This is a genomic window from Aeromonas sp. QDB14 (assembly GCF_027707845.1).
In the GTDB taxonomy this organism is placed as follows: Bacteria; Pseudomonadota; Gammaproteobacteria; order Enterobacterales; family Aeromonadaceae; genus Aeromonas; species Aeromonas caviae.
Map to the genome: position 1 here is coordinate 1 of NZ_JAPCJD010000064.1, position 24,363 is coordinate 24,363.

The 24,363-nt window shown below is 61.7% G+C and carries 18 protein-coding genes; 6 read left to right on the plus strand and 12 right to left on the minus strand.

Going from position 1 to position 24,363, the window contains the following annotated elements; genetic code table 11:
• The first annotated feature begins 258 nt into the window (after window positions 1-258).
• Window positions 259-1,851: an ABC-F family ATPase gene (locus PG887_RS17160; RefSeq protein WP_010674576.1), complete on the plus strand. Its 1,593-nt coding sequence runs from the start codon at window positions 259-261 to the stop codon at window positions 1,849-1,851.
• A gap of 212 nt (window positions 1,852-2,063) precedes the next feature.
• Here the strand turns inward: PG887_RS17160 and ppiD are convergent, their stop codons facing one another.
• The 6 genes from ppiD to tig all read right to left on the minus strand — a co-directional run bounded on the left by ppiD (window position 2,064) and on the right by tig (window position 10,499).
• Window positions 2,064-3,977 carry a peptidylprolyl isomerase gene (ppiD, locus tag PG887_RS17165; RefSeq protein WP_161957680.1) on the minus strand — a complete coding sequence of 638 codons (1,914 nt, stop codon included), beginning with the start codon at window positions 3,975-3,977 and terminating at the stop codon, window positions 2,064-2,066.
• Between the two features lie 149 nt (window positions 3,978-4,126).
• A complete protein-coding gene (gene hupB / locus PG887_RS17170) occupies window positions 4,127-4,399 on the minus strand; it encodes a nucleoid-associated protein HU-beta (RefSeq protein WP_005315375.1) in 273 nt (90 codons plus the stop codon).
• Window positions 4,400-4,639: 240 nt separating this feature from the next.
• Window positions 4,640-6,994 (minus strand): endopeptidase La, encoded by a 2,355-nt coding sequence (gene lon / locus PG887_RS17175; RefSeq protein WP_270822387.1) that lies wholly within the window; start codon window positions 6,992-6,994, stop codon window positions 4,640-4,642.
• 139 nt (window positions 6,995-7,133) lie between these two features.
• Window positions 7,134-8,408 carry an ATP-dependent protease ATP-binding subunit ClpX gene (gene clpX, locus PG887_RS17180; protein ID WP_010674573.1) on the minus strand — a complete coding sequence of 425 codons (1,275 nt, stop codon included), beginning with the start codon at window positions 8,406-8,408 and terminating at the stop codon, window positions 7,134-7,136.
• A 70-nt stretch (window positions 8,409-8,478) separates the two neighbouring features.
• Window positions 8,479-9,102 (minus strand): ATP-dependent Clp endopeptidase proteolytic subunit ClpP, encoded by a 624-nt coding sequence (gene clpP / locus PG887_RS17185; protein ID WP_005324106.1) that lies wholly within the window; start codon window positions 9,100-9,102, stop codon window positions 8,479-8,481.
• Window positions 9,103-9,188: 86 nt separating this feature from the next.
• The gene (gene tig, locus PG887_RS17190) at window positions 9,189-10,499 is read right to left on the minus strand and encodes a trigger factor (protein ID WP_010674572.1); all 1,311 of its coding nucleotides are present in this window, start codon (window positions 10,497-10,499) and stop codon (window positions 9,189-9,191) included.
• A 430-nt stretch (window positions 10,500-10,929) separates the two neighbouring features.
• On the opposite strand from tig, the gene PG887_RS17195 reads away from it, so the two are divergent.
• Together PG887_RS17195 and yfbR are read left to right on the plus strand one after the other, a co-directional pair.
• Window positions 10,930-11,364: a YccF domain-containing protein gene (locus PG887_RS17195; RefSeq protein WP_270822389.1), complete on the plus strand. Its 435-nt coding sequence runs from the start codon at window positions 10,930-10,932 to the stop codon at window positions 11,362-11,364.
• Between the two features lie 84 nt (window positions 11,365-11,448).
• Window positions 11,449-12,039, plus strand: a complete 591-nt coding sequence (gene yfbR / locus PG887_RS17200; RefSeq protein ID WP_010674569.1) for a 5'-deoxynucleotidase — start codon at window positions 11,449-11,451, stop codon at window positions 12,037-12,039.
• A 130-nt stretch (window positions 12,040-12,169) separates the two neighbouring features.
• Here yfbR and lolE read toward each other — a convergent pair whose 3' ends face one another.
• From lolE to PG887_RS17215, 3 genes are read right to left on the minus strand one after another with little or no spacing between them, the layout of a single operon-like run.
• Window positions 12,170-13,411, minus strand: coding sequence for a lipoprotein-releasing ABC transporter permease subunit LolE (gene lolE, locus PG887_RS17205; protein ID WP_270822391.1), 1,242 nt, complete (start codon window positions 13,409-13,411; stop codon window positions 12,170-12,172).
• Entirely contained in the window at window positions 13,411-14,109 is a 699-nt protein-coding gene (gene lolD / locus PG887_RS17210; protein ID WP_010674567.1) for a lipoprotein-releasing ABC transporter ATP-binding protein LolD, read from the minus strand. Before lolD ends, lolE begins: the two co-directional genes overlap by 1 nt.
• A gap of 40 nt (window positions 14,110-14,149) precedes the next feature.
• Window positions 14,150-15,385, minus strand: coding sequence for a lipoprotein-releasing ABC transporter permease subunit (locus PG887_RS17215; protein ID WP_010674566.1), 1,236 nt, complete (start codon window positions 15,383-15,385; stop codon window positions 14,150-14,152).
• A gap of 76 nt (window positions 15,386-15,461) precedes the next feature.
• Here PG887_RS17215 and PG887_RS17220 point away from each other — a divergent pair, with 76 nt between their 5' ends.
• Window positions 15,462-16,037 carry a PilZ domain-containing protein gene (locus PG887_RS17220; RefSeq protein WP_270822392.1) on the plus strand — a complete coding sequence of 192 codons (576 nt, stop codon included), beginning with the start codon at window positions 15,462-15,464 and terminating at the stop codon, window positions 16,035-16,037.
• A 42-nt stretch (window positions 16,038-16,079) separates the two neighbouring features.
• Window positions 16,080-19,544: a transcription-repair coupling factor gene (mfd, locus tag PG887_RS17225; RefSeq protein WP_103260032.1), complete on the plus strand. Its 3,465-nt coding sequence runs from the start codon at window positions 16,080-16,082 to the stop codon at window positions 19,542-19,544.
• Window positions 19,545-20,143: 599 nt separating this feature from the next.
• Here the strand turns inward: mfd and fbp are convergent.
• Window positions 20,144-21,178 (minus strand): class 1 fructose-bisphosphatase, encoded by a 1,035-nt coding sequence (fbp, locus tag PG887_RS17230; protein WP_029314452.1) that lies wholly within the window; start codon window positions 21,176-21,178, stop codon window positions 20,144-20,146.
• Window positions 21,166-21,408, minus strand: a complete 243-nt coding sequence (locus tag PG887_RS17235) for a hypothetical protein (RefSeq protein ID WP_270822393.1) — start codon at window positions 21,406-21,408, stop codon at window positions 21,166-21,168. Before PG887_RS17235 ends, fbp begins: the two co-directional genes overlap by 13 nt.
• Window positions 21,409-21,551: 143 nt before the next feature.
• Between PG887_RS17235 and PG887_RS17240 the strand changes: the two genes are divergently transcribed.
• Complete coding sequence (locus tag PG887_RS17240) at window positions 21,552-23,168, plus strand: peptide ABC transporter substrate-binding protein (RefSeq protein ID WP_045524768.1); 1,617 nt, start codon at window positions 21,552-21,554, stop codon at window positions 23,166-23,168.
• Window positions 23,169-23,218: 50 nt separating this feature from the next.
• Here PG887_RS17240 and PG887_RS17245 read toward each other — a convergent pair whose 3' ends face one another.
• Window positions 23,219-24,139: a DMT family transporter gene (locus tag PG887_RS17245; RefSeq protein WP_270822395.1), complete on the minus strand. Its 921-nt coding sequence runs from the start codon at window positions 24,137-24,139 to the stop codon at window positions 23,219-23,221.
• Window positions 24,140-24,363 lie beyond the last annotated feature (224 nt).

A 24,363-nucleotide genomic window follows, 5' to 3' on the forward strand; every position in this document is an offset into this window, starting at 1 on the left:
AGGGCGGTGAAGATATCAAAGACCCGTTTTCCGGTAAATCGCAATGCGGCTCCGCTTAAGTGAACAGCATTGGGCCCAGTGCCGGCTTTTTTCATGACCGCCCCTCGCCTCCTCTCCGCAAGAGAGGCCGGAGCCCGTTGCCGACCTGGTCGTGAAACCTTCCCCCCTGCAATGGGGTCAGATCACAGTTCCTGCTAAAACTTTCGGGGGATCTGTGCCATAATGCGCGCCATTTGACAGACCAACCGGGACATTCCAGTGCTTTCAAGCAACAACATCACCATGCAGTTCGGCGCCAAGCCGCTGTTTGAGAACATCAGCGTCAAGTTTGGCGGCGGCAACCGCTACGGCCTCATCGGTGCCAACGGCTGTGGCAAGTCCACCTTCATGAAGATCCTCGGCGGCGATCTCGAACCCACCGGCGGCAATGTGAGCCTGGATGTCAACGAGCGCATCGGTAAGCTGCGCCAGGATCAGTTCGCCTACGAAGAGATGCGCGTACTGGACGTGGTCATGATGGGCCACACCGAGCTGTGGGCCGCCATCGCTGAACGCGATGCCATCTACGCCAACCTGGAGGCCACCGACGACGACTACATGAAGGCCGCCGAGCTGGAAGGCCTGGTCGCCGAATATGATGGCTACACCGCCGAATCCCGCGCAGGCGAGCTGCTGCTGGGTGCCGGTATTCCCATCGAGCAGCACAACGGCCCGATGAGCGAAGTGGCCCCGGGCTGGAAACTGCGGGTACTGCTGGCGCAGGCGCTCTTCTCCAACCCCGACATCCTGTTGCTGGACGAACCGACCAACAACCTGGACATCAACACCATTCGCTGGCTGGAGCAGGTGCTCAACGATCGTGAAAGCACCATGATCATCATCTCTCACGACCGTCACTTCCTGAACTCCGTCTGCACCCACATGGCGGATCTGGACTACGGCGAGCTGCGGGTCTACCCGGGCAACTACGACGAGTACATGCTGGCTGCCACCCAGGCCCGCGAGCGCCTGCTGGCCGACAACGCCAAGAAGAAGGCCCAGATCGCCGATCTGCAATCCTTCGTCTCCCGCTTCAGCGCCAACGCCTCCAAGTCCAGCCAGGCTACCTCCCGCCTCAAGCAGATCGACAAGATCAAGATTGAGGAAGTGAAGGTCTCCAGCCGTCAGAACCCCTTCATCCGCTTCGAGCAGGACAAGAAGCTCTACCGCAACATCCTGGAGATCGAGGGCGTCTCCAAGGGTTATGGCGACGGTCCCCTGTTCAAGGGGCTCAACATGATGCTGGAAGTGGGCGAGAAGGTCGCCATCCTGGGTACCAACGGGATCGGTAAGTCCACCCTGATCAAGACGCTGGTCGGTGCCCTGGCACCGGATACCGGCACCATCAAGTGGTCCGAGAACGCCCAGATCGGCTACTACGCCCAGGATCACGCCGAAGATTTCGACACCGATCTCAATGTGTTCGACTGGATGGCACAGTGGAAGCAGGAAAACGAAGACGAACAGGCGGTGCGCTCCGTGCTGGGTCGTCTGCTCTTCTCCCAGGACGACATCAAGAAGCCGGTCAAGGTGCTCTCCGGTGGTGAACAGGGCCGCATGCTGTTCGGCAAGCTGATGATGCAGCGCCCCAACATCCTCATCATGGACGAACCGACCAACCACCTGGACATGGAATCCATCGAATCCTTGAACCTGGCGCTGGAGATGTACAAGGGCACCCTGATCTTCGTCTCCCACGACCGCGAGTTCGTCTCCTCCCTGGCGACCCGCATCCTGGAACTGACCGAAGACGGCATCCGCGACTTCGGCGGCACCTACGAGGATTACCTGCGCACCCAGGGTGTGGTGTAATCCTCCGCTTTCAAGCAAAGCGATCAGAACCGGCGCCTCGTGCGCCGGTTTTTTTATGCCTGCTGGCAACGCCGAGCGGGATGCAAACCAGGACGATGCACGACTTAGCTCATCCCTGCCAGAGCAGGTAGCCGCCCCCCCTTGTACCGCGTACAGATAAAAAAACGGCTCCATTATGGAGCCGTTTTCACACTTGGGGCCGTGAGGCTGACCTACTCGACAGTGGCTTCCACGTCGGTGAAGTATTCGATCTTGGCCGCCTTGCGCAGCTCGTCGATCAGCGACTTGTAGTCGGCCTGTGCCTTGCCCTGACCCAGCTGACCTTGCAGCAGGCTCACCATCTGGGACGGCTCCTTGATGACGTTGACCTTGTCCAGCGCCACCACCACACGATCACCGTTGGCTTCGGTCACCAGCTCGACGCTCGGCTTGCCATCGGTCGGATGAGGCATGCGGAACACCTGGGTCACCAGGTTCTGGTCCATCTCCTGGGCGAAACGGGATACGCCGGTATGGGTATCCACTTTCAGACCCAGCGCGGTCAGGTCGGCCTGAACGTTCTCACCGGCCTTGAGCTTGTCCAGCAGACCCTGGGCCTTGCCACGGGCCACTTCACTGGCCTTGTCGTGCTTGATGGCGGTGATCACCTGCTCTTTCACCTCGGCAAGCGGCTTGGCCGCCTTCGGCTGGTGACCCATGATGTGCAGCACCAGCGCCTTGCCGTCGGCCAGCTCGATCACGTCGGAGTTGGTGTTGTCATCACGCAGCTGTTCGGAGAACGCCACGGAGAGCACCTTGGGATCATTGAGCGGTGCCGGCGCATCGGCCTGGCTGAAATAGCCGGTGGACTGCACCTGGAGGCCCATGGCTTCGGCGGTCAAGTCCAGGGAGTCCGGGTTCTCGAAGCTGCTGTCGGCCATCTTCTGCTGTTCGGCGAAGAACTGCTCCTTGGCCTTCTCAGACTGCAGACGGGCGATGGTATCGCTCATCACGTCCACGAAGGGCTTGGTCTTGGCAGGCTCGACGGCCAGCAGCTTGATGATGTGGAAGCCGAACGGGCTCTTCACCACGGCGGAGAGATCGCCAGCCTTGGCCAGCGCGAACGCGGCTTTCTCGAAGGCAGGATCCATCACCCCTTTCTCGAACCAGTCGAGCTCCCCGCCCTTCTTCGCGGAGAAGGTATCGGAGGAGTCGGCCTTGGCCAGCGCGGCGAAATCGTCACCCGCCTTGGCCTTGGCCAGCACGGCCTCGGCTTTCTGCTCGGCGGCCTTTTCATCCTTGCCAAACGGGATCAGGATGTGCGCCACCTGACGGCGCTCGGGACGCTGGAACAGATCCTGATGCTGGTCGTAGTAATCCTGGGCATCCTGCTCGGTGACCTTGATGTTCTTGCCAAGGTTCGCGGCATCGAGCAGCAGATAGTCGACCTTGACCGTCTCGTCGTTCATGAAGCGAGCACTGTTGGCCTTGTAGAACTGCTCCACCTCGGCATCGCTCACCTCGATCCCGTCCACATAGGCGGAAGCGGCCAGACGGATCAGGCGCAGGTCACGGGTCTGGTTGTAGAGACGATCCAGTTGCTCGGCTTCACCCTTGAGGGCGAACTCCGATCCCAGCACGGCGCCCATCAATTGCTGGCGCACCATGTCCTGGCGCAGGGAGTCGCGGAACATCTCGGGGGTCATGCCGGCACGGCGAATGAGCTGCAGGTAGCGGTCATTGCTGAACTTGCCGTTCTCGGCAAACTCGGGCATGGCGACGATGGCCTGCTTGATTTGCTCATCGCTGACGCGCAGACCCAGGGAGCGAGCCTTGTCATCGATCAGCGCCTGATCGATCAGACGGTCCAGCACGCCACGGCGGAACTGTTTCATGTAATCGGGATTGGCGGCCAGCTGGTTGAAGGCCTCACCCATTTGGGATTCCATGCGGGCCCGCTCATTGCGGTAGGCATTCTCCAGTGCGGGGGCACTGATGTCATTGCCGTTGACGGTGGCGGGGGCGGTACGTGCCGGGCCATTGAGGTAGCTGCCTACGCCGGCCAAGGCAAAGGAGAGGATGATCAGGCCCAAGATAACCTTGGCTACCTTGCCCTGCGCCCCTTCGCGTAGTTTATCCAACATCATGTTTGTACTTATGCTCCCGAACTCGATGGGCGTAAATAATGAAAAGGCGCACCGATTGCGATGCGCCTTGGTCAAGCAGTATGAGGGAGAGCCCTCTCACTTGTCTGGTCAGAGACCAAGGACGGTGCCGATAGATATCAGCGACCGGCTTAGTTGACCGCGTCTTTCAGGGCCTTGCCGGCTTTGAAGGCAGGAACTTTACCGGCAGCGATTTCGATGGTCGCACCAGTTTGCGGGTTGCGGCCGGAACGGGCTGCACGCTCGCGAACGGCGAAAGTACCGAAACCAACCAGAGCAACCTGGTCACCCTCTTTCAGGGCTTCGCCCACGGCATCGATGAAGGCATCCAGCGCACGACCAGCGGCAGCTTTGGAGATATCAGCACCGTCTGCAATCTTGTCAATCAGTTGAGATTTATTCACTCTTATATTCCCCTTTTATCGAACATCGCTGCGGCGCTGATTTCCCTGGCCACAACAAGTGGAGGTTTTATAACAAGCCTCCTGATCAGTTGCAAGTGACAATCTGGCGCAAACCCGCGCCACATCACGCATTGCGACTCATCATGAGTACCCGATCGGTGGTCAAGGCTACTTCCGTTGTCCGGTGCATGCAAGCTTTAACCACCCCCCGAATGCGCCAAATTTGCGGCGCATCAACATTTACACGACAGAAACGCGTTCGAAACCTTGCGGATTGTCCTGCAACGCCAGTGCAAGCACCTCATCAATCCAGCGAACCGGATAGATTTCAAGATCTTGTTTGACGTTGGCCGGGATCTCCTCGAGGTCACGTTCGTTCTCTTTCGGGATCAGCACACGCTTGATGCCACCACGGTGGGCCGCCAGCAGTTTCTCCTTGAGACCACCGATGGGCAACACCTCGCCACGCAGGGTGATTTCACCCGTCATGGCCACGTCGGCACGCACCGGGTTGCCGGTGAGGCTGGAGACCAGGGCGGTACACATGGCGATACCGGCGCTCGGGCCGTCTTTCGGGGTCGCCCCTTCCGGCACGTGCACGTGGATGTCGCGCTTCTCGTAGAAGTCGCCGTTGATACGCAGCTTCTCGGCACGGGCTCGCACCACTGTCATGGCCGCCTGGATGGACTCCTGCATCACGTCACCGAGGGAACCGGTGTAAGTGAGCTTGCCCTTGCCCGGCATGTTGGTGGTCTCGATGGTGAGCAGATCGCCCCCCACTTCGGTCCACGCCAGCCCGCACACCTGACCAATCTGGTTCTGGTCGGTGGCCTTGCCATAGTCAAAGCGCTGTACCCCCAGGAACTCCTTGAGGTTCTCCTGGTTGACCTGAACATGCTTGATGCTCTTGTCCAGCAGGATGCGTTTGACTGCCTTGCGACAGATTTTGGAGATTTCACGCTCCAGGCTGCGCACACCCGCCTCGCGGGTGTAGTAGCGAATCACCCCGATCAGCGCCGAATCCTCGATGGTGATCTCGGAAGGCTTCAGGCCGTTGCGCTGGATCTGCTTGGCCACCAGGTGCTGCTTGGCAATGTTGAGCTTCTCGTCCTCGGTGTAACCGGACAGACGGATCACTTCCATCCGGTCCAGCAGCGGACCCGGTATGTTCATGGAGTTGGAGGTGGCCACGAACATCACGTCCGACAGGTCATAATCCACTTCCAGATAGTGATCGTTGAAGCTGCTGTTCTGCTCGGGATCCAGCACCTCCAGCAGGGCGGAAGCGGGATCGCCACGCATGTCCGAGCTCATCTTGTCGATTTCGTCGAGCAGGAACAGCGGGTTCTTCACGCCGACTTTCGCCATCTTCTGGATGAGCTTGCCGGGCATGGAGCCGATGTAGGTACGGCGGTGACCACGGATCTCCGCCTCGTCACGCACCCCACCCAGGGCCATGCGCACATACTTGCGGCCGGTGGCCTTGGCGATGGACTGGCCCAGGGAAGTCTTGCCCACCCCGGGAGGCCCGACCAGGCAGAGGATGGGGCCCTTGAGCTTGTTCACACGCGCCTGCACTGCCAGGTATTCGAGGATGCGATCCTTGACCTTGTCCAGGCCATAGTGATCCGCATCCAGCACCTCCTGGGCCTTGCCCAGGTCTTTCTTGACCTTGGAGCGGGCCTTCCAGGGCACCTGCACCATCCAGTCCACATAGCTGCGCACCACGGTGGCTTCCGCCGACATGGGGGACATCATCTTGAGCTTGGCGAGCTCGGCCTGGGCCTTCTCGCGGGCATCCTCCGGCATCCCGGCCTCTTCAATCTTGCGATTGAGGGCTTCGAATTCATCCGGGCAGTCTTCCAGCTCACCCAGCTCTTTCTGGATGGCCTTCATCTGCTCGTTGAGGTAATACTCCCGCTGGCTCTTCTCCATCTGCTTCTTGACCCGAGAGCGGATGCGTTTCTCGACCTGCAACAGGTCGATCTCCGACTCCATCATGGCCATCAGAAACTCGATGCGCTCGGACACGGAGGCGATTTCCAGCACCTTCTGCTTGTCTTCGAGCTTGAGCGGCATGTGGGCAGCCATGGTATCGGCCAGGCGCGCCGCATCGTCAATCGCCGAAATCGAGGTGAGTACCTCGGGCGGGATCTTCTTGTTGAGCTTGATGTAACCTTCGAACTGGCCGATGGCAGAGCGCACCAGCACGTCCTGATCCTTCTCCTCGATGGGGGCGGACGCGATGTACTGGGCCTCCCCGACAAAGAAGTCGCGATCGTCGATCATCCGCTCAAGGCGGGCACGCTGGCCCCCCTCCACCAGCACCTTGACGGTGCCGTCCGGCAGCTTGAGCATCTGCAGAATATTGGCCACTGTCCCGACGGAGAAAATTTCCTCCACCGTCGGTTCGTCAGTCGACGCATCCTTCTGGGCCACCAGCAGGACTTTCTTGTCCTGCTCCATGGCCGCTTCCAGACAGCGAATGGATTTTTCCCGCCCCACAAAGAGTGGAATGACCATGTGGGGATAGACCACCACGTCACGAAGAGGCAGGACGGGAATCTCGATGCGTTCTGAACGCTCTAGGTTCATATATGTCCTCTCGGCTTGTTATACCGTTGGCAAAGGCTTGGCTGAGTATATGGGGGCGCAAAGATGAGATTCAATCGCCTTGGCCGTAAAAAGCATGAAAGGGGCAAAAAGCCCCTTTATGTGATTAAAAATCAGACAGTTACTCTGAGGCTGCGGCCTGAGTCTCGGGATTGTCGTAGATCATCAGGGGCGCGGAGTCTCCCTTGATCACCGTCTCGTCGATCACCACCTTGCTGACCCCTTTCAGGGAGGGCAGGTCATACATGGTGTCGAGCAGTACGGCCTCGACAATGGAACGCAGACCCCGGGCACCGGTTTTGCGCTCCATGGCCTTGCGGGCAATGGCATTGAGCGCGTCGTCACGAAACTCCAGCTCCACCTCTTCCAGGGCGAACAGCGCGGCATACTGCTTGGTCAGCGCGTTTTTCGGCTCTTTCAGGATCTGGATGAGGGCAGCCTCGTCAAGCTCGGTCAGGGTCGCGACCACCGGCAGACGGCCGATGAACTCGGGGATGAGACCGTACTTGATGAGATCTTCCGGCTCCACCTTGGCAAAGTTCTCGCTCAGGGTTGCCTTGGCATTCTTGGATTTCACCTCGGCGCCAAAACCGATGCCGGTGCCCTTGACGGAGCGCTGCTCGATCACCTTGTCCAGCCCCGCGAAAGCACCACCACAGATGAAGAGGATCTTGGAGGTGTCGACCTGCAAAAACTCCTGCTGCGGGTGCTTGCGACCGCCCTGGGGCGGCACGGAGGCGATGGTGCCTTCGATCAGTTTCAGCAGTGCCTGCTGCACCCCTTCCCCGGAGACGTCGCGGGTGATGGAGGGGTTGTCCGACTTGCGGGAGATCTTGTCGATCTCGTCGATGTAGACGATACCGCGCTGGGCCTTCTCCACGTCGTAGTCACACTTTTGCAGCAACTTCTGGATGATGTTCTCCACGTCCTCGCCCACGTAACCGGCTTCGGTCAGGGTGGTGGCATCGGCCATGGTGAAGGGCACATCCAGCAGACGAGCCAGGGTCTCGGCCAGCAGAGTCTTGCCGCTGCCGGTGGGGCCAATCAGCAGGATGTTGGATTTGCCCAGCTCCACGCCACCGGACTCGCTGCCGCTGCGAAGACGCTTGTAGTGGTTGTAGACAGCCACTGCCAGCACCTTCTTGGCGTACTCCTGACCGATCACGTAGTCGTCCAGATGGGCGCGGATTTCATGAGGGGTCGGCAGCTCGCTACCATCGCGCTTGGGAGAGATCTCGCGGATCTCTTCGCGGATGATGTCGTTGCACAGCTCGACACACTCATCACATACGTAGACGGAAGGGCCAGCGATCAGCTTGCGCACTTCATGCTGGCTTTTGCCGCAGAAAGAGCAATACAGCAGCTTGTCGCCCTCACCCTTGCGTTTCTCTGTCATTCAGCGACCTCGTTTTATCAATAGAGGATGGATCGTCCTGCTGAGTTTACAACAGGACGGGGTACCCTGCTCAGCCGCGCTGGCTCAGGATGCCGTCAACCAGACCATAGGCAACGGCCTGCTCGGCGGACATGAAGTTGTCACGGTCGGTGTCGCGCTCGATGGTGGCCATGTCCTGACCGGTATGGAACGCCAGACGATCGTTCAGGGTATTCTTGATTTTCAGGATCTCCTGGGCATGGATCTGGATGTCAGAAGCCTGCCCCTGGAAGCCGCCCAGCGGCTGGTGGATCATCACTCGGGCATTGGGCAGGCAGAAACGCTTGCCTTTGGCGCCACCGGCCAGCAGGAAGGCCCCCATGGAGCAGGCCTGCCCCATGCAGACGGTGCTCACGTCCGGCTTGATGAACTGCATGGTGTCATAAATGGACATACCCGCAGTGACGGCGCCACCCGGCGAGTTGATGTAGATGCTGATGTCCTGATCCGGGTTCTCGGACTCCAGGAACAGCAGTTGGGCCACCACCAGGTTCGCCATGTGATCCTCGACCTGACCGGTCAGGAAGATCACCCGCTCTTTCAGCAGACGGGAATAGATGTCGTAGGAACGCTCCCCTTTCGCGGTTTGCTCTACCACCATCGGGATGAGCGCATTGCGTGGGGATTCAGTCACATCGTTATAGTTCTTGTACATAAGGCATTGTCCCTAAAATAAAATGGCCCGAGTGGAGATCACACGAGCCATTATACTTAACAGTTTTGACCTTAAGTCAAATGTTCTTAGGCAGCGGCACCGGACTTGTTGATCACTTCGTCGAAGGCAACTTCTTTCTCGGTGACTTGCGCCTTGGACAGGATCAGATCGATGGCTTGATCTTCAATGGCCAGGTTGCGCACGCCGTTCAGCATCTGCTCGTTCTGCTGATAGTACTCGATCACTTCTTTCGGATCTTCGTAGGCAGTGGCCATGGACTCGATGATGCTGGTCACACGGGCGTCGTCAGCCTTGATCTCGTTGGTGCGGATGACGTCACCCAGCAGCAGACCAACGCGGACACGGCGCTCGGCCTGGGCCTGGAACAGCTCGGCCGGCAGCTCGGGGGCGTTGCCGCCCTGGAAGCCACCGAAGCGCTGCAGAGCCTGCTGACGCAGGGTGTCGATTTCCTGGGCAACAGCAGCCTTCGGCAGATCGATCTGGTTGGCTTCAACCAGGCCGTTCAGTACCTGCTCTTTCACGCTGTTTTTCAGGGCCTGGGCCAGTTCGCGCTCCATGTTCTTGCGCACTTCAGCCTTCAGCTCTTCAACGCTGCCGCTCTCGATGCCGAAACGCTTGACGAACTCTTCGGTCAGCTCGGGCAGCACTTGCTCTTCAACCTTGTGCAGCTTGGAGGCAAACTTGGCAGCCTTGCCCTTCAGGGCTTCGGCGTGGTAGTCAGCCGGGAAAGTCACCTCGATGGTGAACTCGTCGCCCGCTTTCTTGCCCAGGATGGCGTCTTCGAAGCCCGGGATCATGCGGCCAGCGCCCAGTTCCAGGGTGAAGCCTTCAGCCTTGCCACCGTCGAACTCTTCACCGTCGATGGAACCGACGAAGTCCATGGTCACACGCATGCCGTTGGCGGCAGCCACAGCGGCTTCAGTCCAGGTGGCGTGCTGCTTGCGCAGGGTGTCGATCATGTTTTCCAGGTCGCTGTCCTTAACGGTGGCAACCGGCTTCTCGACCTTGATGCTCTCCAGACCGGCAACTTCGAACTCCGGATACACTTCGAAAGTGGCGGTGAACTCGAAATCCTGACCTTCTTTGATCTCTTTCGGATCCATGGTCGGGGCGCCAGCCGGGCTCAGTTTGTTCTCGATGATGGCCTTGATGAAGTTGTTCTGCATCATTTCATCGGCAACGCGGGCGTGAGCCATGGCACCGAACATCTTCTTGATGATGGCAACCGGAGCCTTGCCAGGACGGAAACCGTCGATGCGACGGGTTTTGGCCAGGCCATTCAATTCTTTGCGCACGGCGGCGTCAACGGTAGCGGCCGGTACAGTGATGGTAAGACGGCGTTCCAGACCCTGGGTTGTCTCTACAGAAACTTGCATTCTTTTACCTCGTTCAACTCAGCACTGCGTGCTGACCCTTTATTGCCCCCGGGCAAGCCCGGAGTCTTCCTGTTTATAAAGACAACGACTGTCTTTGTGATGAGAAAATATGACGCGACATTATAGCGGCGTGCAGTGGTCGCGTCGAGCCGCACATCCCCCATCCGGGGCACAGACAGCACAATTTGCGCAAGACTTTCTCCTATATGGGGAAGCCTTGCACCGAGTTCAAGCATTCCATCCGCAATAATTTGCACTGGCTCACTCTTTTTCACGGCGAACGGGCCATTTTGATCGCCATCCGCCGCCAATCAGGCACAAAAATGGCGTGCTGCGACCCAAATTGTCCACCTTCTCGCCTGCGCCATTGCGTCCCCCGGCAGGGCTCGCTATGGTGACAACCAATTTACGTGCTGCTGGAGTCACCCACATGTCCTTTTTCCGCTTCTTGTTCAATCTGTTCTGGTTCGTGCTGGGAGGCGTCTTCATGGGGCTGGCCTGGTGGCTGGCGGGGCTGCTCTGCTTCATCTCCCTCATCGGGATCCCCTGGGGACGCGCCTGCTTCGTCATCGGCACTTTCACCTTCTTCCCGTTTGGCAAGCAGGCGGTGAGCCGCAAGAGCATGACGGGCCAGAGCGACATCGGCACCGGTGCCCTGGGGCTGATTGGCAACATTCTCTGGTTTGTGCTCATCGGGGTCTGGCTGGCCATCGGCCACATTGCCTCGGCGCTGGCCTGTTTCGTCACCATCGTCGGCATCCCGTTCGGCATCCAGCACCTCAAGCTGGCCCTCATCAGCCTTGCCCCCATCGGCCAGATGATAGTGACCAACCACGAGGCCGAATCGGGCCGCTACATCCGCTGACAGCCCATCTCAGACTATCCTTGCGGGTGGAAAAAAGGGCAGACTAGGGTCTGCCCTTTTTCATTGCCCCATTCGAGGTCTTTCATGCTGCCCAGCCATTTTTTTGCCAACCTCGCCCGTATGCGCCTCATCTACCGCTGGCCCCTGATGCGCAACATCCAGCCCGAAAACATCGCCGAGCACAGCTTGCAGGTTGCCATGGTGGCCCACGCCCTCGGCCTTATCAGCAATCGCCTGTTCGGCGCTCAGGTGGATGCAGACCGGGCCGCCGTCATGGCCCTCTACCACGACAGCAGCGAGGTGCTGACCGGGGATCTGCCCACCCCGGTCAAGTACTTCAATCCCGAAATCGCCCGCGAATACAAGAAGATTGAGCTTGCCGCCGAGCAGCGCCTGCTGGGCATGTTGCCGCCTGAGCTGGTAGAGGACTTTCGCCCCCTGCTCGACTCCGGCGCCCAGGACGAGGCCCTCACCAGCCTGGTGAAGGATGCAGACACCCTCTGCGCCTACACCAAGTGTCTGGAGGAGCTGAGCGTCGGCAACCGGGAGTTCGAGCCCGCGCGAAAGCGCCTCGAGCAGATGCTGGACGCCAGGATGAACCCCGCCATGCGCTACTTCATCGATGTCTTCGTGGGGAGTTTTTCACTGCCTCTCGATGAGTTGAATGCCCATTGATGCCATCAACACGGCACCGGGCATCATCTCCTCCTGCGTATTGCCCCGATAACCGCCACGTCGGGGGTTTCCCCACAAAAGAGTGACAATAAAAAGGGCCCCGCAGGGCCCTTTATCACATCCATGGGCATCAATGCCCCAGTTCCCGGGACGGCACCAGGCCGCTCGCCCGCCAGGCAGGATAGAGGGTCGCCACCAGGCTCATCAGGATGGCGGCGCCGGTCACGATGAGCAAGTCCTGCATGTGCAGCTCGGTCGGCAGGAAGTCGATGAAGTAGATGTCGGGATTCAGGAAACGGTGCCCGATAACCCCTTCGATGGCGCTCAGGATCTGGGTCAGCTTGCTGGAGAGCAGACCGCCAAGCAGGGCGCCGAGCAAGGCTCCCGCCACCCCGTTCACCATCCCCTGGATGACGAAGGTAAGCCGGATCTGGCCCGGGCTCGCCCCCATGGTCTTCAAGATGGCAATCTCGCTGCGCTTCTCATTCACCGCCATCACCAGAGTAGAGACGATGTTGAAGCAGGCCACCGCCACCACCATCAGCATCACCACGTACATCACGGTGCGCACCATCTGGATGTCCTGATAGAGATAACCCTGACGGCTCATCCAGCTACTGATATAGACGTAGTGCGGGAATTTCTGGGCCGCCGCCACCGTGATGGACTGGGCCTTGAGCACGTCGTTCACCTTGAGGCTGAACCCCTCCACCGCGCTGCCCATGCCGGTGATGGCCTGGGCGTCCGCCAGGTGCATGAAGCCGAGCAGGCCGTCGAGCTGGCCGCCGATCTCGAGCAGCCCCACCACGGTGAGCGCCTCCCGTTTCGGGTTCTTGATGCCGGCGGCATCACCCGCCTGGGGCAGCAGCAGGGTGACGGTGTCCCCTGTCTTGACCCCCAGCTTGTCGGCGATGATCTTGCCGAGGATGACCCCGTGTTCACCCGCCTGCAGCTCGCGAAGGCCCCGACCCGTCATGAAGTTGCCCGCATCGGAGAGATTGGCTTCCAGCTCCGGCAGCACCGCACGCAGCTGGACCCCCTTGAGGGCGGAGCCGTGCTCCAGCAGGCCGTCCAGGCGAATGACGGGGGCAGCCGCCTCCACCCCGGGCTGAGCCAGCAGGTAGTCCCTGAGCCGCGGCCAGTCAGGCAGTAGCGCCTCCATGCCGATGAGCTCGCCGTGGGGGACCACGGAGAGCACCCGGTTCTTGAGCTCCCGCTCGAACCCGTTCATGGCGGAGAGGCCAAGAATGAGGGCCATCACCCCGAGGGCGATGCCGATGAGGGAGGAGGCCGAAATGAAGGCGATGAAGCCGTTGCGACGGCGGGAGCGGCTGTAACGCAGGCCCAGGAACAGGGGCAGCGGCTTGAACATCAGGCGACCTCCGCCATGATGCCGCTCACCAGGGTGACCCGGCGGTGGAGCTTGGCCGCCAGGCTCAAGTCATGGGTCACCACCACGAACGCGGTGCCAAGCTCGCGATTGAGCTCGCACAAGAGCTCATAGACGGCGGTGGCGCTGGCGTGATCCAGGTTGCCGGTGGGCTCATCCGCCAGCACCAGGCTGGGTTCGTTGACCAGGGCTCGGGCGATGGCCACCCGCTGGCGCTCGCCACCGGAGAGCTCGGACGGTCTGTGGTTGAGACGGTGGGAGAGCCCCACCCGCCCCAGCATCTTGCTCGCCTTCTCGGTGGCGCTGGCCACCGACTCACCGGCGATCAGCAGCGGCATGGCCGCATTTTCCAGTGCGCTGAATTCCGAGAGCAGGTGGTGGAACTGGTAAACGAAACCCAGCTCCTGGTTGCGAAACCTCGCCTGGGTGCGGCTGTCCCAGCCATGGATGTCCTGCCCCTTGAACAGCACGGCGCCGCTGGAGGGGTTGTCCAGCGCCCCCATCAGGTGCAGCAGGGTGGTCTTGCCGGAGCCCGAGCTCCCCACCACCGCCAGCATCTCCCCGGGGGCAACGTCCAGCTCGATCCCCTTGAGTACCTGGGTCTCCAGATTGCCCTCTTTGTAGACATGATTGAGGGCCTGGCAGCGCAGCAGCGGCTCGCAGGAGACGGATTGATTCATAACGGGGGCTCCACTTGCACCAGTAACAACAGAAGATGAATTATTCATAACGCAGCGCCTCCGCCGGTTTGACCCGGGCCGCGCGGGAGGCCGGGTAGAGGGTGGCACTGAAGCTGAGCAGCACGGCGCCCAGCAAAATGGTCATGACCTGGGCCGGCTCGACGATGACCGGTAGACCGCTGCCCCCCGCCGCCATATAGAGGTTGAGCCCAAGGGCATTGAGCAGAGGATTGAGGCCGAAGCAGAGCGCCAGCCCCGCCAGCCCCCCGAACAGGGCGCCGATGACGCCGCTCGACGCCCCCAGCACCATGAAGATCTTGACGATGCCGGATTCGCTCATGCCCATGGTACGCAGGATGGCCACCTCCCCTTCCTTGTCGGTGACCACCATCACCAGGGCGGAGAGGATGTTGAAGGTGGCGACCGCGATGATCAGCACCAGCATCAGCCCCATCATCCGTTTTTCCATGGCCACCGCCTGGAACAGCTCGCCGCGCTCGCGGCGCCAGTCCTGCCACTCCAGCCCGTCCGGCAACGCGGTCTTCACCACCTCGTCGGCGGCGAAGGGATCGTCCAGCCAGAGGCGGATGCCGCCCACCTTGTCTGCGGGCAGGCGCAGCATGCGCTGGGCATCCCCCAGGGCAATCAGGGCCACCTGGCTGTCCACGTCGGCGCCGACCCCGAAGATGCCGGAGACGGTGAAAAGACGCTGGGCCGGCACCCGGCCAAAGGGGGTGAAGCGGGTACCTTCGGTCAGGATGAGACGCACCTGGTCGCCGATGGAGACCTTGAGGCGGCTGGCCACCCCCTGCCCCAGCACGATGTGGTATTCACCGGCCTGCAGGCTGTCAAGGCGCCCACCCAGCATCTGGGCGTGCAAGATGTCATCCTTGGGCCAGCGGGCGGGATCAATCCCCTGCACGCTCACACCGGTGAGCTGACCCGGGCTTTGCAGCATGCCTTCGCTGTCGAGCATGGGGGCCGTGGCCACCACGTGGGGCAGGCGGGCCAGATCGGGCAGACCTTCGGGCTCGGCCTCGATGCGTCCAGCCTGATTGGTCACCACCACATGGGGGATCACTCCGAGGATGCGCCCCTTGAGCTGTCCTTCGAACCCGTTCATCACCGAGATCACCACCATCAGGGCGGCGACCCCGATGGCGATGCCAAAGGTGGAGAACAGGGAGATAAAGGAGACGAAGCGGTTACTGCGTCGCGAGCCTGCATAACGCAGGCCGATGGCCAGCGACAGTGGCTGAAAAAGTCCGGTCTTCAAGGATATCTACGTTGCCAACGAAATAAGATACCGGATAATAAAGGGAAACCGTCTATGACAACAAGGGATAGCCTCCATGCAGGAACAGTTCTTCAGCGTCACCCATGCCACGCCGGTCAATGTGATCCCCATGCCGGCCGACTTTCGTCTGCCGACGCTGGAGGCCCTGGAGGCCGAGTTGCCCGAGCCGTTTCGCATCGCCTCCGCCATCACCTCCATCGATCTGGTGAGCAGCCGGCTGCTGCGCAGCCAGAACGAGTCCATGCACGATCTGGTGGAGATCATCAACCAGCAGTCCCGCAAGATCGACATGATCATGGGCTATGTGCTGGCGGCCCAGGATCACCCCGAGCACCGCTTCCACACCCTGCGCTTTGGCGCCGGGCAGCTCACATACCTGCACCCCCACCAGGGGCACGGGGAGGTCCCCGCCCTGCACCAGATCGTGCGGCTCAAGATCTTCCTGCGGGAAGAGGCCTCCGCCGTCTACTGCTACGGCGAGGTCGTGCAGCGGGACGCCGGAGAGCACGGCACCCACGTGGTGCTCGACTACGTGCGCATCCGCGAGGATGACCGGGAGCTGCTGGTGCGCGCCAGCCTGCATGTGCAGTCGAAACAGCTCAAGCTGCGTGCCCAGGAACGTCAGCGCTAACCCAGGTCCATGTCAAAAGAACGCCAACAGTAAAAGACTCCGATGATGCCAATGACCCTCCCCGCCTTGCCCGCCAAAGCGGGCCAGAAGACAACGTTCGGCCAGCTGGTCGGCAGCAGCCTGGCTCTGGTTGCCGCCCGCCTCACCCGGGAAGCCCGAAGACCCGTCCTGCTGGTCACCGCCGATACCCCGAGCGCCCTGCGCCTTGAACAGGAACTGGGGTTCCTGCTGGCGGATCAGGATTGCCCGGTGCTGCTGTTCCCGGACTGGGAGACCCTGCCCTACGACAGCTTCTCTCCCCACCAGGACATCATCTCCCAGCGCCTCGAGACCCTCTACCAGTTGCCGCAGATGCGCCACGGCGTGCTCATCGTGCCCATCTCCACCCTGATGCTGCGAACGGCGCCCCAGGCTTATCTCGACAAATACAGCCTGATGGTCACAAGCGGCCAGCGCCTCAATCTGCAGCAGCTGCGCGGGCGTCTGGCGCAGGCGGGCTACGTGGCGGTGGAACAGGTGCTGGAGCACGGCGAATTCGCCGCCCGCGGCTCCCTGCTGGATCTCTTCCCCATGGGGAGCAGCCGCCCCTATCGCATTGATTTTTTCGACGACGAGGTGGACTCCATCCGCCCGTTCGACCCCGAGACCCAGCGCTCCAGCGAGCCGGTGAAGTCGGTGAGCCTCCTGCCCGCACGGGAATTTCCCACCGACGAGGGGGCCATCGAGCTGTTTCGTGGCCAGTATCGCGAACAGTTCGAGATCTCCCGCGCCGAGGGCTCCGTCTATCAGGAGGTGAGCAAGGGGCGCTGGCCCGCCGGCATCGAATACTACCTGCCGCTCTTCTTCAACCAGACCGCCAGCCTGTTTGACTACCTGCCAGGCAACACCCTGCTGCTCACCGTGGGGGAGATCTACCCCGCGGCCCAGCGCTTCTGGAACGACATCGGCCAGCGCTATGAAGACAGGCGCTGGGACAACACCCGTCCCCTGCTGCCGCCCCAGCAGATCTATCTGCCGGTGGAACAGCTCTTCGCCGCCCTCGGGGACTATGGCGCCGTGCGTCTGCAGGAGGCGACCGTTGACGGCGGAGCGGGTCAGCAGGATCTGCCCCTCGCCCCCCTGCCGGATCTGCAGCTCGACCACAGCAAGGAGCAGCCCCTGCTGGCCCTTGACGGCTTCCTGCAAGGCTTTGCCGGGCGCACCCTGTTTGCGGTGGAGTCCGAGGGGCGGCGCGAGGGGCTCGGGGATCTGCTCGCACGGATCAACCTGCAACCCCGGGAGTTTGCCTCCCTCGACGCCTTCCTCTCGAGCGATGCGCGCCACGGGCTGCTGGTCTGCCCCCTGGAGCGGGGCTTCCTGCTGCAAGAGCCCGGCCAGACGCCCCTTGCCCTCATCACCGAGGCCGAGCTGCTCGGCGGCAAGATCCGCAGCAAGCGCCAGCGGGACAAGAGCAAGAACCTAAGCTCGGATGCGGTGATCCGCAACCTGGGCGAGCTGACCCAGGGCCAGCCGGTGGTGCACCTGGATCACGGGGTCGGTCGCTACCTGGGGCTCGAGACCATCGATGCCGGCGGCCTGCCCACCGAGTTTCTGACCCTGGAATACGCCGGCGGCGACAAGCTGTTCGTGCCGGTCACCAGTTTGCACTTGATCAGCCGCTACACCGGCTCGGACAACCCGCCCAGCCACAAGCTCGGCGGCGAGGCCTGGGTCAAGGCGCGGCGCAAGGCGGCGGAGAAGGTGCGGGACGTGGCGGCCGAGCTGCTGGATGTCTATGCCATGCGGGCAGCCCGTCACGGCTTTGCCTTCAAACACGACCGGGAGGCCTACCGCCAGTTTGCCGCGAGCTTCCCGTTCGAGGAGACCGAGGATCAGCTCAATGCCATCAACGCCGTGCTCGGCGACATGTGCCAGGCCAAGAGCATGGACCGCCTGGTGTGCGGCGACGTGGGCTTTGGCAAGACCGAAGTGGCGATGCGGGCGGCCTTTGTGGCCGTGCACGGCGGCAAGCAGGTGGCCGTGCTGGTGCCCACCACCCTCCTGGCCCAGCAGCACTACGACAACTTCCGCGACCGCTTCGCCAACTGGCCGGTGCGGGTGGAGGTGCTGAGCCGCTTCCGCTCCGCCAAGGAGCAGAGCGCCGTGATGAAGGAGATGGCCGAGGGCAAGGTGGACATCATCATCGGCACCCACAAGCTGCTCGGCGCCGAGCTCACCTTCAAGGATCTGGGCCTGCTCATCGTCGACGAGGAGCACCGCTTCGGGGTGCGCCAGAAGGAGAAGATCAAGGCGCTGCGCGCCGACGTGGATATCCTCACCCTCACCGCGACCCCCATTCCCCGCACCCTCAACATGGCCATGTCCGGCATGCGGGATCTCTCCATCATCGCCACCCCGCCCGCCAAGCGGCTCGCCATCAAGACCTTCGTGCGCCAGCACGAACCTGCGGTGGTGCGCGAGGCGGTACTGCGGGAATTGAAGCGTGGCGGCCAGGTCTACTACCTGCACAACGACGTGGAGAGCATCGAGAAGTGCGCCGCCGATCTTGCCGAGCTGGTGCCGGAGGCGCGCATCGGCATCGCCCACGGCCAGATGCGCGAGCGGGAGCTCGAGCGGGTGATGTCGGACTTCTACCACCAGCGCTTCAACCTGCTGGTGTGCACCACCATCATCGAAACCGGCATCGACGTGCCGAGCGCCAACACCATCATCATGGACCGGGCGGATCATCTCGGTCTGGCCCAGCTGCACCAGCTGCGGGGCCGGGTCGGTCGCTCCCACCACCAGGCCTATGCCTACCTGCTCACCCCCCATCCCAAGCTGATGACCAAGGATGCGGCCAAGCGGCTGGAGGCCATTGCGTCCCTCGAAGATCTCGGCGCCGGCTTTGCGCTCGCCACCCACGATCTGGAGATCCGGGGCGCGGGCGAGCTGCTCGGCGACGATCAGAGCGGCCAGATCGAATCGGTGGGCTTCACCCTCTATATGGAGATGCTGGAGCAAGCGGTGGAGGCGCTCAAACATGGCAAGGAACCGTCGCTCGAGCAGCTCATGAGCCAGCATACCGAGGTGGAGCTGCGTCTGCCCGCCTTGCTCCCTGACGACTACATCCCGGACGTCAACATGCGCCTCTCCATGTACAAGCGCATCGCCAGTGCCGCCGATGAGCAGGAGCTGCGGGAGCTCAAAGTGGAGCTCATCGATCGCTTCGGCCTCTTGCCGGAGCCGACCAAGACGCTGATGGAGCTGGCCGCCTTCCGCCAGCGCGCCACGGCGCTGGGTATTCGCCGGGTGGAGATGAGCGAGCGCGGCGGCTATCTGGACTTTACCCAGGAAACCCGCGTCAACCCGGCCTATCTGGTCAAGCTGCTCTCCGAGCAGCCGCGCATCTACAAGATGGACGGACCGACCCGGCTGCGCTTCCAGGTGCCGACCCAGGACAGGGCCATGCGCCTCAAACTGGTGGACGGCCTGCTGGCGGATCTCGCCCGCCATGCCACCCCCTGAGGGAAAGCATGACGTCAGCAGGGCGCGACCTGCCGCCTATAACAACGGGAGCCCCAGGGCTCCCGTTTCGTTGCTGGCAAGGGGCGGCATCTCGCCCCCGGCCCGCCTTCTTGCCTCTCGATGCCTCGGTTCGCCCTCCTGGCTACACCATTTTACCGCCTAATCCATCTATTAATGCGATGCATTGAGTCATAACCCATCTGAAAAACAGATGGATGTGGGGATGATTGTGGGAAACACACGGGCTCATCGCGCCTCGATAGCCCCGCAGATGGCCCGTGCCGTATTTATCCCGCCCACGTATCCAGACCAGGCATCCCGGCAAGGGGCCACCAGCCATTGCACCGCGACAACCGAAGCGTCGCGTCAGTCCGTCAGCCCGTCAGTCCGTCAGTCCGTCAGCCCGTCAGCCCGTCAGTCCGTCAGTCCGTCAGTCCGTCAGCCCGTCAGTCCGTCAGTCCGTCAGTCCGTCAGTCCGTCAGTCCGTCAGTCCGTCAGTCCGTCAGTCCGTCAGCATATCAACCTGGCTACACCCGCCTGCACGCCAATAAAAACGGGAGCCTTGACGGCTCCCGTGACGAAGGTACGCTGGCCCGGGCTTAGCCCTGGTTGGCCGGATCCTCGTGAGCGGAGAACTCCCGCATGAAGGCCTCGGCCCGCTCCACCATCCTGGTGGACCCGACGAAGTAGGGGGTGCGCTGGTGCAGGGCGGTAGGCTGGATGTCCATGATGCGGCCAAAGCCATCGGATGCCTTGCCACCGGCCTGCTCCACCAGGAAGGCCATGGGGTTGCACTCATAGAGCAGGCGCAGCTTGCCGTTCGGAGAGTTGGTGCCGGACGGGTAGATGTAGATGCCCCCCTTGAGCAGGTTGCGGTGGAAATCCGACACCAGGGAACCGATGTAGCGGGAGGTATAGGGCCTGTGAGTCGCCTCGTCACGCTCCTGGCAGTATTTCAGGTACTTCTTCACCCCGTCCGGGAACTTGATGTAGTTGCCCTCGTTGATGGAGTAGATCTTGCCCTCCTCCGGAATGCGGATGTTCTCGTGGGAGAGGCAGAAGCAGCCGATGGAGGGGTCATAGGTGAAGCCGTTGACCCCAAAGCCGGTGGTGTAGACCAGCATGGTGGAGGAGCCGTAGACCACGTAGCCCGCCGCGACCTGACGGTGACCCGGCTGCAGGAAGTCTTCCAGGGTGACGCCGGCGCCCGGTTTGCTGACCCGGCGGTAGATGGAGAAGATGGTCCCGACCGAGACGTTGACGTCGATGTTGGAGGAGCCGTCGAGGGGGTCTATCAGCACCACGTACTTGGAGTGACGAGAGAGCTCGGAATCGAAGGAGACGAAGTCCTCCTCCTCCTCAGAGGCCATGCCGCACACCTCGCCACGGGCCTCCAGCGCCGCCTTGAAGCGCTCGTTGGCATAGACGTCCAGCTTCTGCTGCACCTCGCCCTGCACGTTTTCGGCGCCGATGGAGCCGATGATGTCCGCCAGACCCGCCTTGTTGATCTCCCGGTTCACCACCTTGGCGGCCAGGCGGATGGAGCTGAGCAAGGAGGTCAGCTCGCCGGTCGCGGTCGGGTAGTCCGCCTGCTTTTTGACGATGAACTCGCCCATGGTGATCATGTTTCGCATTCTTGTTCCTTTAAGATCGTTTCCGTTGGCCGTTGAAAACGTTTGCAAGTGTCGGCAAAAAAAGTGCCGATCCCCGGCAGCGTTGTTTTGTAACCCAATGTAACGCCTGTTTTTTGTTTTTGCAGCGAATTAAGCCGTTCTTTAAATCGCCAGAAAACCGCGCCAGCACGGGCTTTCGGCGTGAAACAAGGGTGCCATCCGGCATCTTTTGGGGGGTTAATTCGTGACAAGAATGCATCCGGGCCGACGCGGCTGCCCGCCTTGCTCCCCCTGGCGCCCGGCAATGTTGCGCCAGAGGCTCCCCTCTTGAGATCTGCCCCCCAATCCCGCACACTGGCTGCGCTTTGGAAGCAAAAAAACATAAGGATATTCAATGAAAAAGTCGCTTATCGCCGGGGCGGTTGCCGCTCTGCTCACCCTCCCCGTCCTCGCCGCCCAGGTGCCTGAAGGCACCCAGCTTCTGCCAGCCACCCAGCAAGTGTTCGTGCGCAACATCGGCACCGAGCCTGCCTCCATCGATCCCCAGATGGTGGAAGAGAGCGCGGGCAGCGACGTCGTCAACGATCTGTTCGAGGGGCTCTATACCCTGGATGGCAACGGCAAGCTGCAGGCGGCGGGCGCCCTTGGCTACGAGCTCGATGCCACGGGCACCGTCTACACCTTCAAGCTCAGACCCGATGCCAAATGGTCCAACGGCGAGCCGGTGACGGCGGCGGACTACGTCTATGGCTGGCAGCGGGCGGCTGACCCCAAGAACGCCTCCAACTACGCCTGGTTCATCGAGCTGACCGGCGTCGCCAATGCCAGCGACGTGGTGCAGGGCAAGCAGAGCCCGGATGCCCTGGGGATCAAGGCGCTCGATGACTACACCCTGCAGATCACCCTGAAAAACCCGGTCCCCTTCTTCCTCAAGACCCTCTCCCACTACACCACCTTCCCGGCGCCCAAGGCCACCATCGAGAAGTTCGGTCATGAGTGGGTCAAACCGGCCAACATCGTCTCCAACGGCGCCTTCGCCCTCAAGGAGTGGACCCCGAACGAGCGCCTCATCGCCGAGCGCAACCCCCACTACTGGGACAACGAGCACACCGTGCTGAACAAGGTGATCTATCTGGAGATCGTCTCCGATACCGCGGCCTACAACCGCTATCGTGCGAGCGAGCTGCACTACACCACCTATCCCCTGGAGCAGTATCAGCAGATCAAGCGCCAGAGCCCGGAGGAGCTGGTGAGCGCCCCCATGCTCGCCACCTACTACTACGTGTTCAACACCCAGCGCAAACCCTTTGACGACGTCAGGGTGCGCAAGGCACTCTCCCTTGCCATCGACCGGGACACCATCACGGAGAAGATCCTGGGACAGGGGCAGCTCTCCGCCTTCAGCCTGACCCCGCCGAGCGTGGACGGCTTCGAGCTCAAACGCCCCGCCAGCGAGCTGATGAGCAAGGAAGAGCGCATCAAGCAGGCCAAGGCGCTGCTTGGCGAGGCGGGTTACGGCCCTGACAAGCCGCTGACGGTGGACATCCTCTACAACACCAACGAGGGGCACAAGAAGATAGCGCTCGCCATCTCCTCCATGTGGAAGCACAACCTGGGGGTCAAGGCGGAGCTCAACAACATGGAGTGGAAGACCATGGTGTCGGCCCTGAACGAGGGTGACTTCGGGGTGAGCCGCTACTCCTGGAACGGAGACTACAACGATGCCTCCACCTTCCTCGACATCATGACCTCCAGCAGCAGCGCCAACAGCGGCAAGTGGTTCAACAAGGAGTACGACGCCCTCCTGGCCAAGGCCCATGACGCCAAGGACCCCGCCGAGCGCAACCGCCTCTATCAGCAGGCCGAGGTGCTGATCGACGAGGAGGCCCCCATCGCTCCTGTCTACTTCTACGTGAAATCACGGCTGCTCAAACCCAACGTCAAGGGCTACCCCTACCAGAACCCGCAAGACCTGGTCTATGCCAAGGATCTCTATCTGACGGCGCAGTGACGCTGGGCACCGAACCAAAAAGACCGCCTCGAGGGCGGTCTTTTTTTATCCTACTTTTCCTGACAGCCCGCCACCACGAGCCGGGCGCGTCTTCGCACCGTCACGGGCCTCACCAGCAACTGCGCCAGCAGCACCCCCATCAGGGTCATGCCGCCACCGATGAGGTGATAGCTGGTGAGCCGCTCCCCGAGCCAGCTGATGGCAAGGGCGGCCGTCATCACCGGCAACAGGTTCATGAAGATGGCGGTGCGGCTTGCCCCGAGCAGGGCAATGCCCTGCATCCAGAGCCAGGGCGAGAGGGCCGAGGTCGGGATCCCCGCATAGAGGATGAGCCAGAGGGCGCTGCCATCGGGCCAGTGCCCGTCCACCAGCAGATAGAAGGGGGTGAGGAACAGGAGGCTGCACAGCACCTGACCGTAGAGCATGGACCAGTTGTCCAGCCCCAGATCCCAGCGCTTGAGCAGCACGCTGTAGAGCGCATAGGTGGCCGCCGAGAGCAGCATGTAGACGGAACCGATATGGATGCCCTGGGTCAGCAGCCGGGCCGGATCCCCCTGCCCCAACAAAATCGCCAGCCCCAGAATGGAGATGGCGCCTCCCAGCAGCGCCCCCCAGGTGGGCCGCTCGCGCAGCAACCTGATGCTGAGCAGCACCGTCATCAAGGGGGGCAGTCCCATCATCAGGCCAATCTCGGTGGCCCCTAGGGTCTGGGCCGCGTAATAGCCAAAGGTCTGGTTCAAGACCATCCCGAGCAGGGCCAGCACCGCCAGCTTCGAGAAACCGGCCCGCAGCTTGCGGCGCTCGCGCCAGGCCCGGTGAGCCAGAAACGGGGTCAGCACCAGGGCCGCCACCATCCAGCGCGACCAGGCGAGCGCCGCAGGAGACAACACCCCGACCGCCAGCTTGCTGACGATGCCATTGCCGGCCCAGATGGCCATGCAGGAGAAGGGAAACAGGAAGGCAAGGGGCATTGCGATATCCAGAATAAAAAGGCGGGTATTGCGCGCGAGTATAGAGAGGCAATCAGGATAAGCAAGCCTGCCAACGCAGGAAGAAGCGCCATGACGCGAACGGTTGGCGCCGCGCCCAGGCGCCATCAACAATCATGCCCGCACAGGGGCGCAATGCTGTTCACTTAAGCGGAGCCGCATTGCGATTTACCGGAAAACGGGTCTTTGATATCTTCACCGCCCTG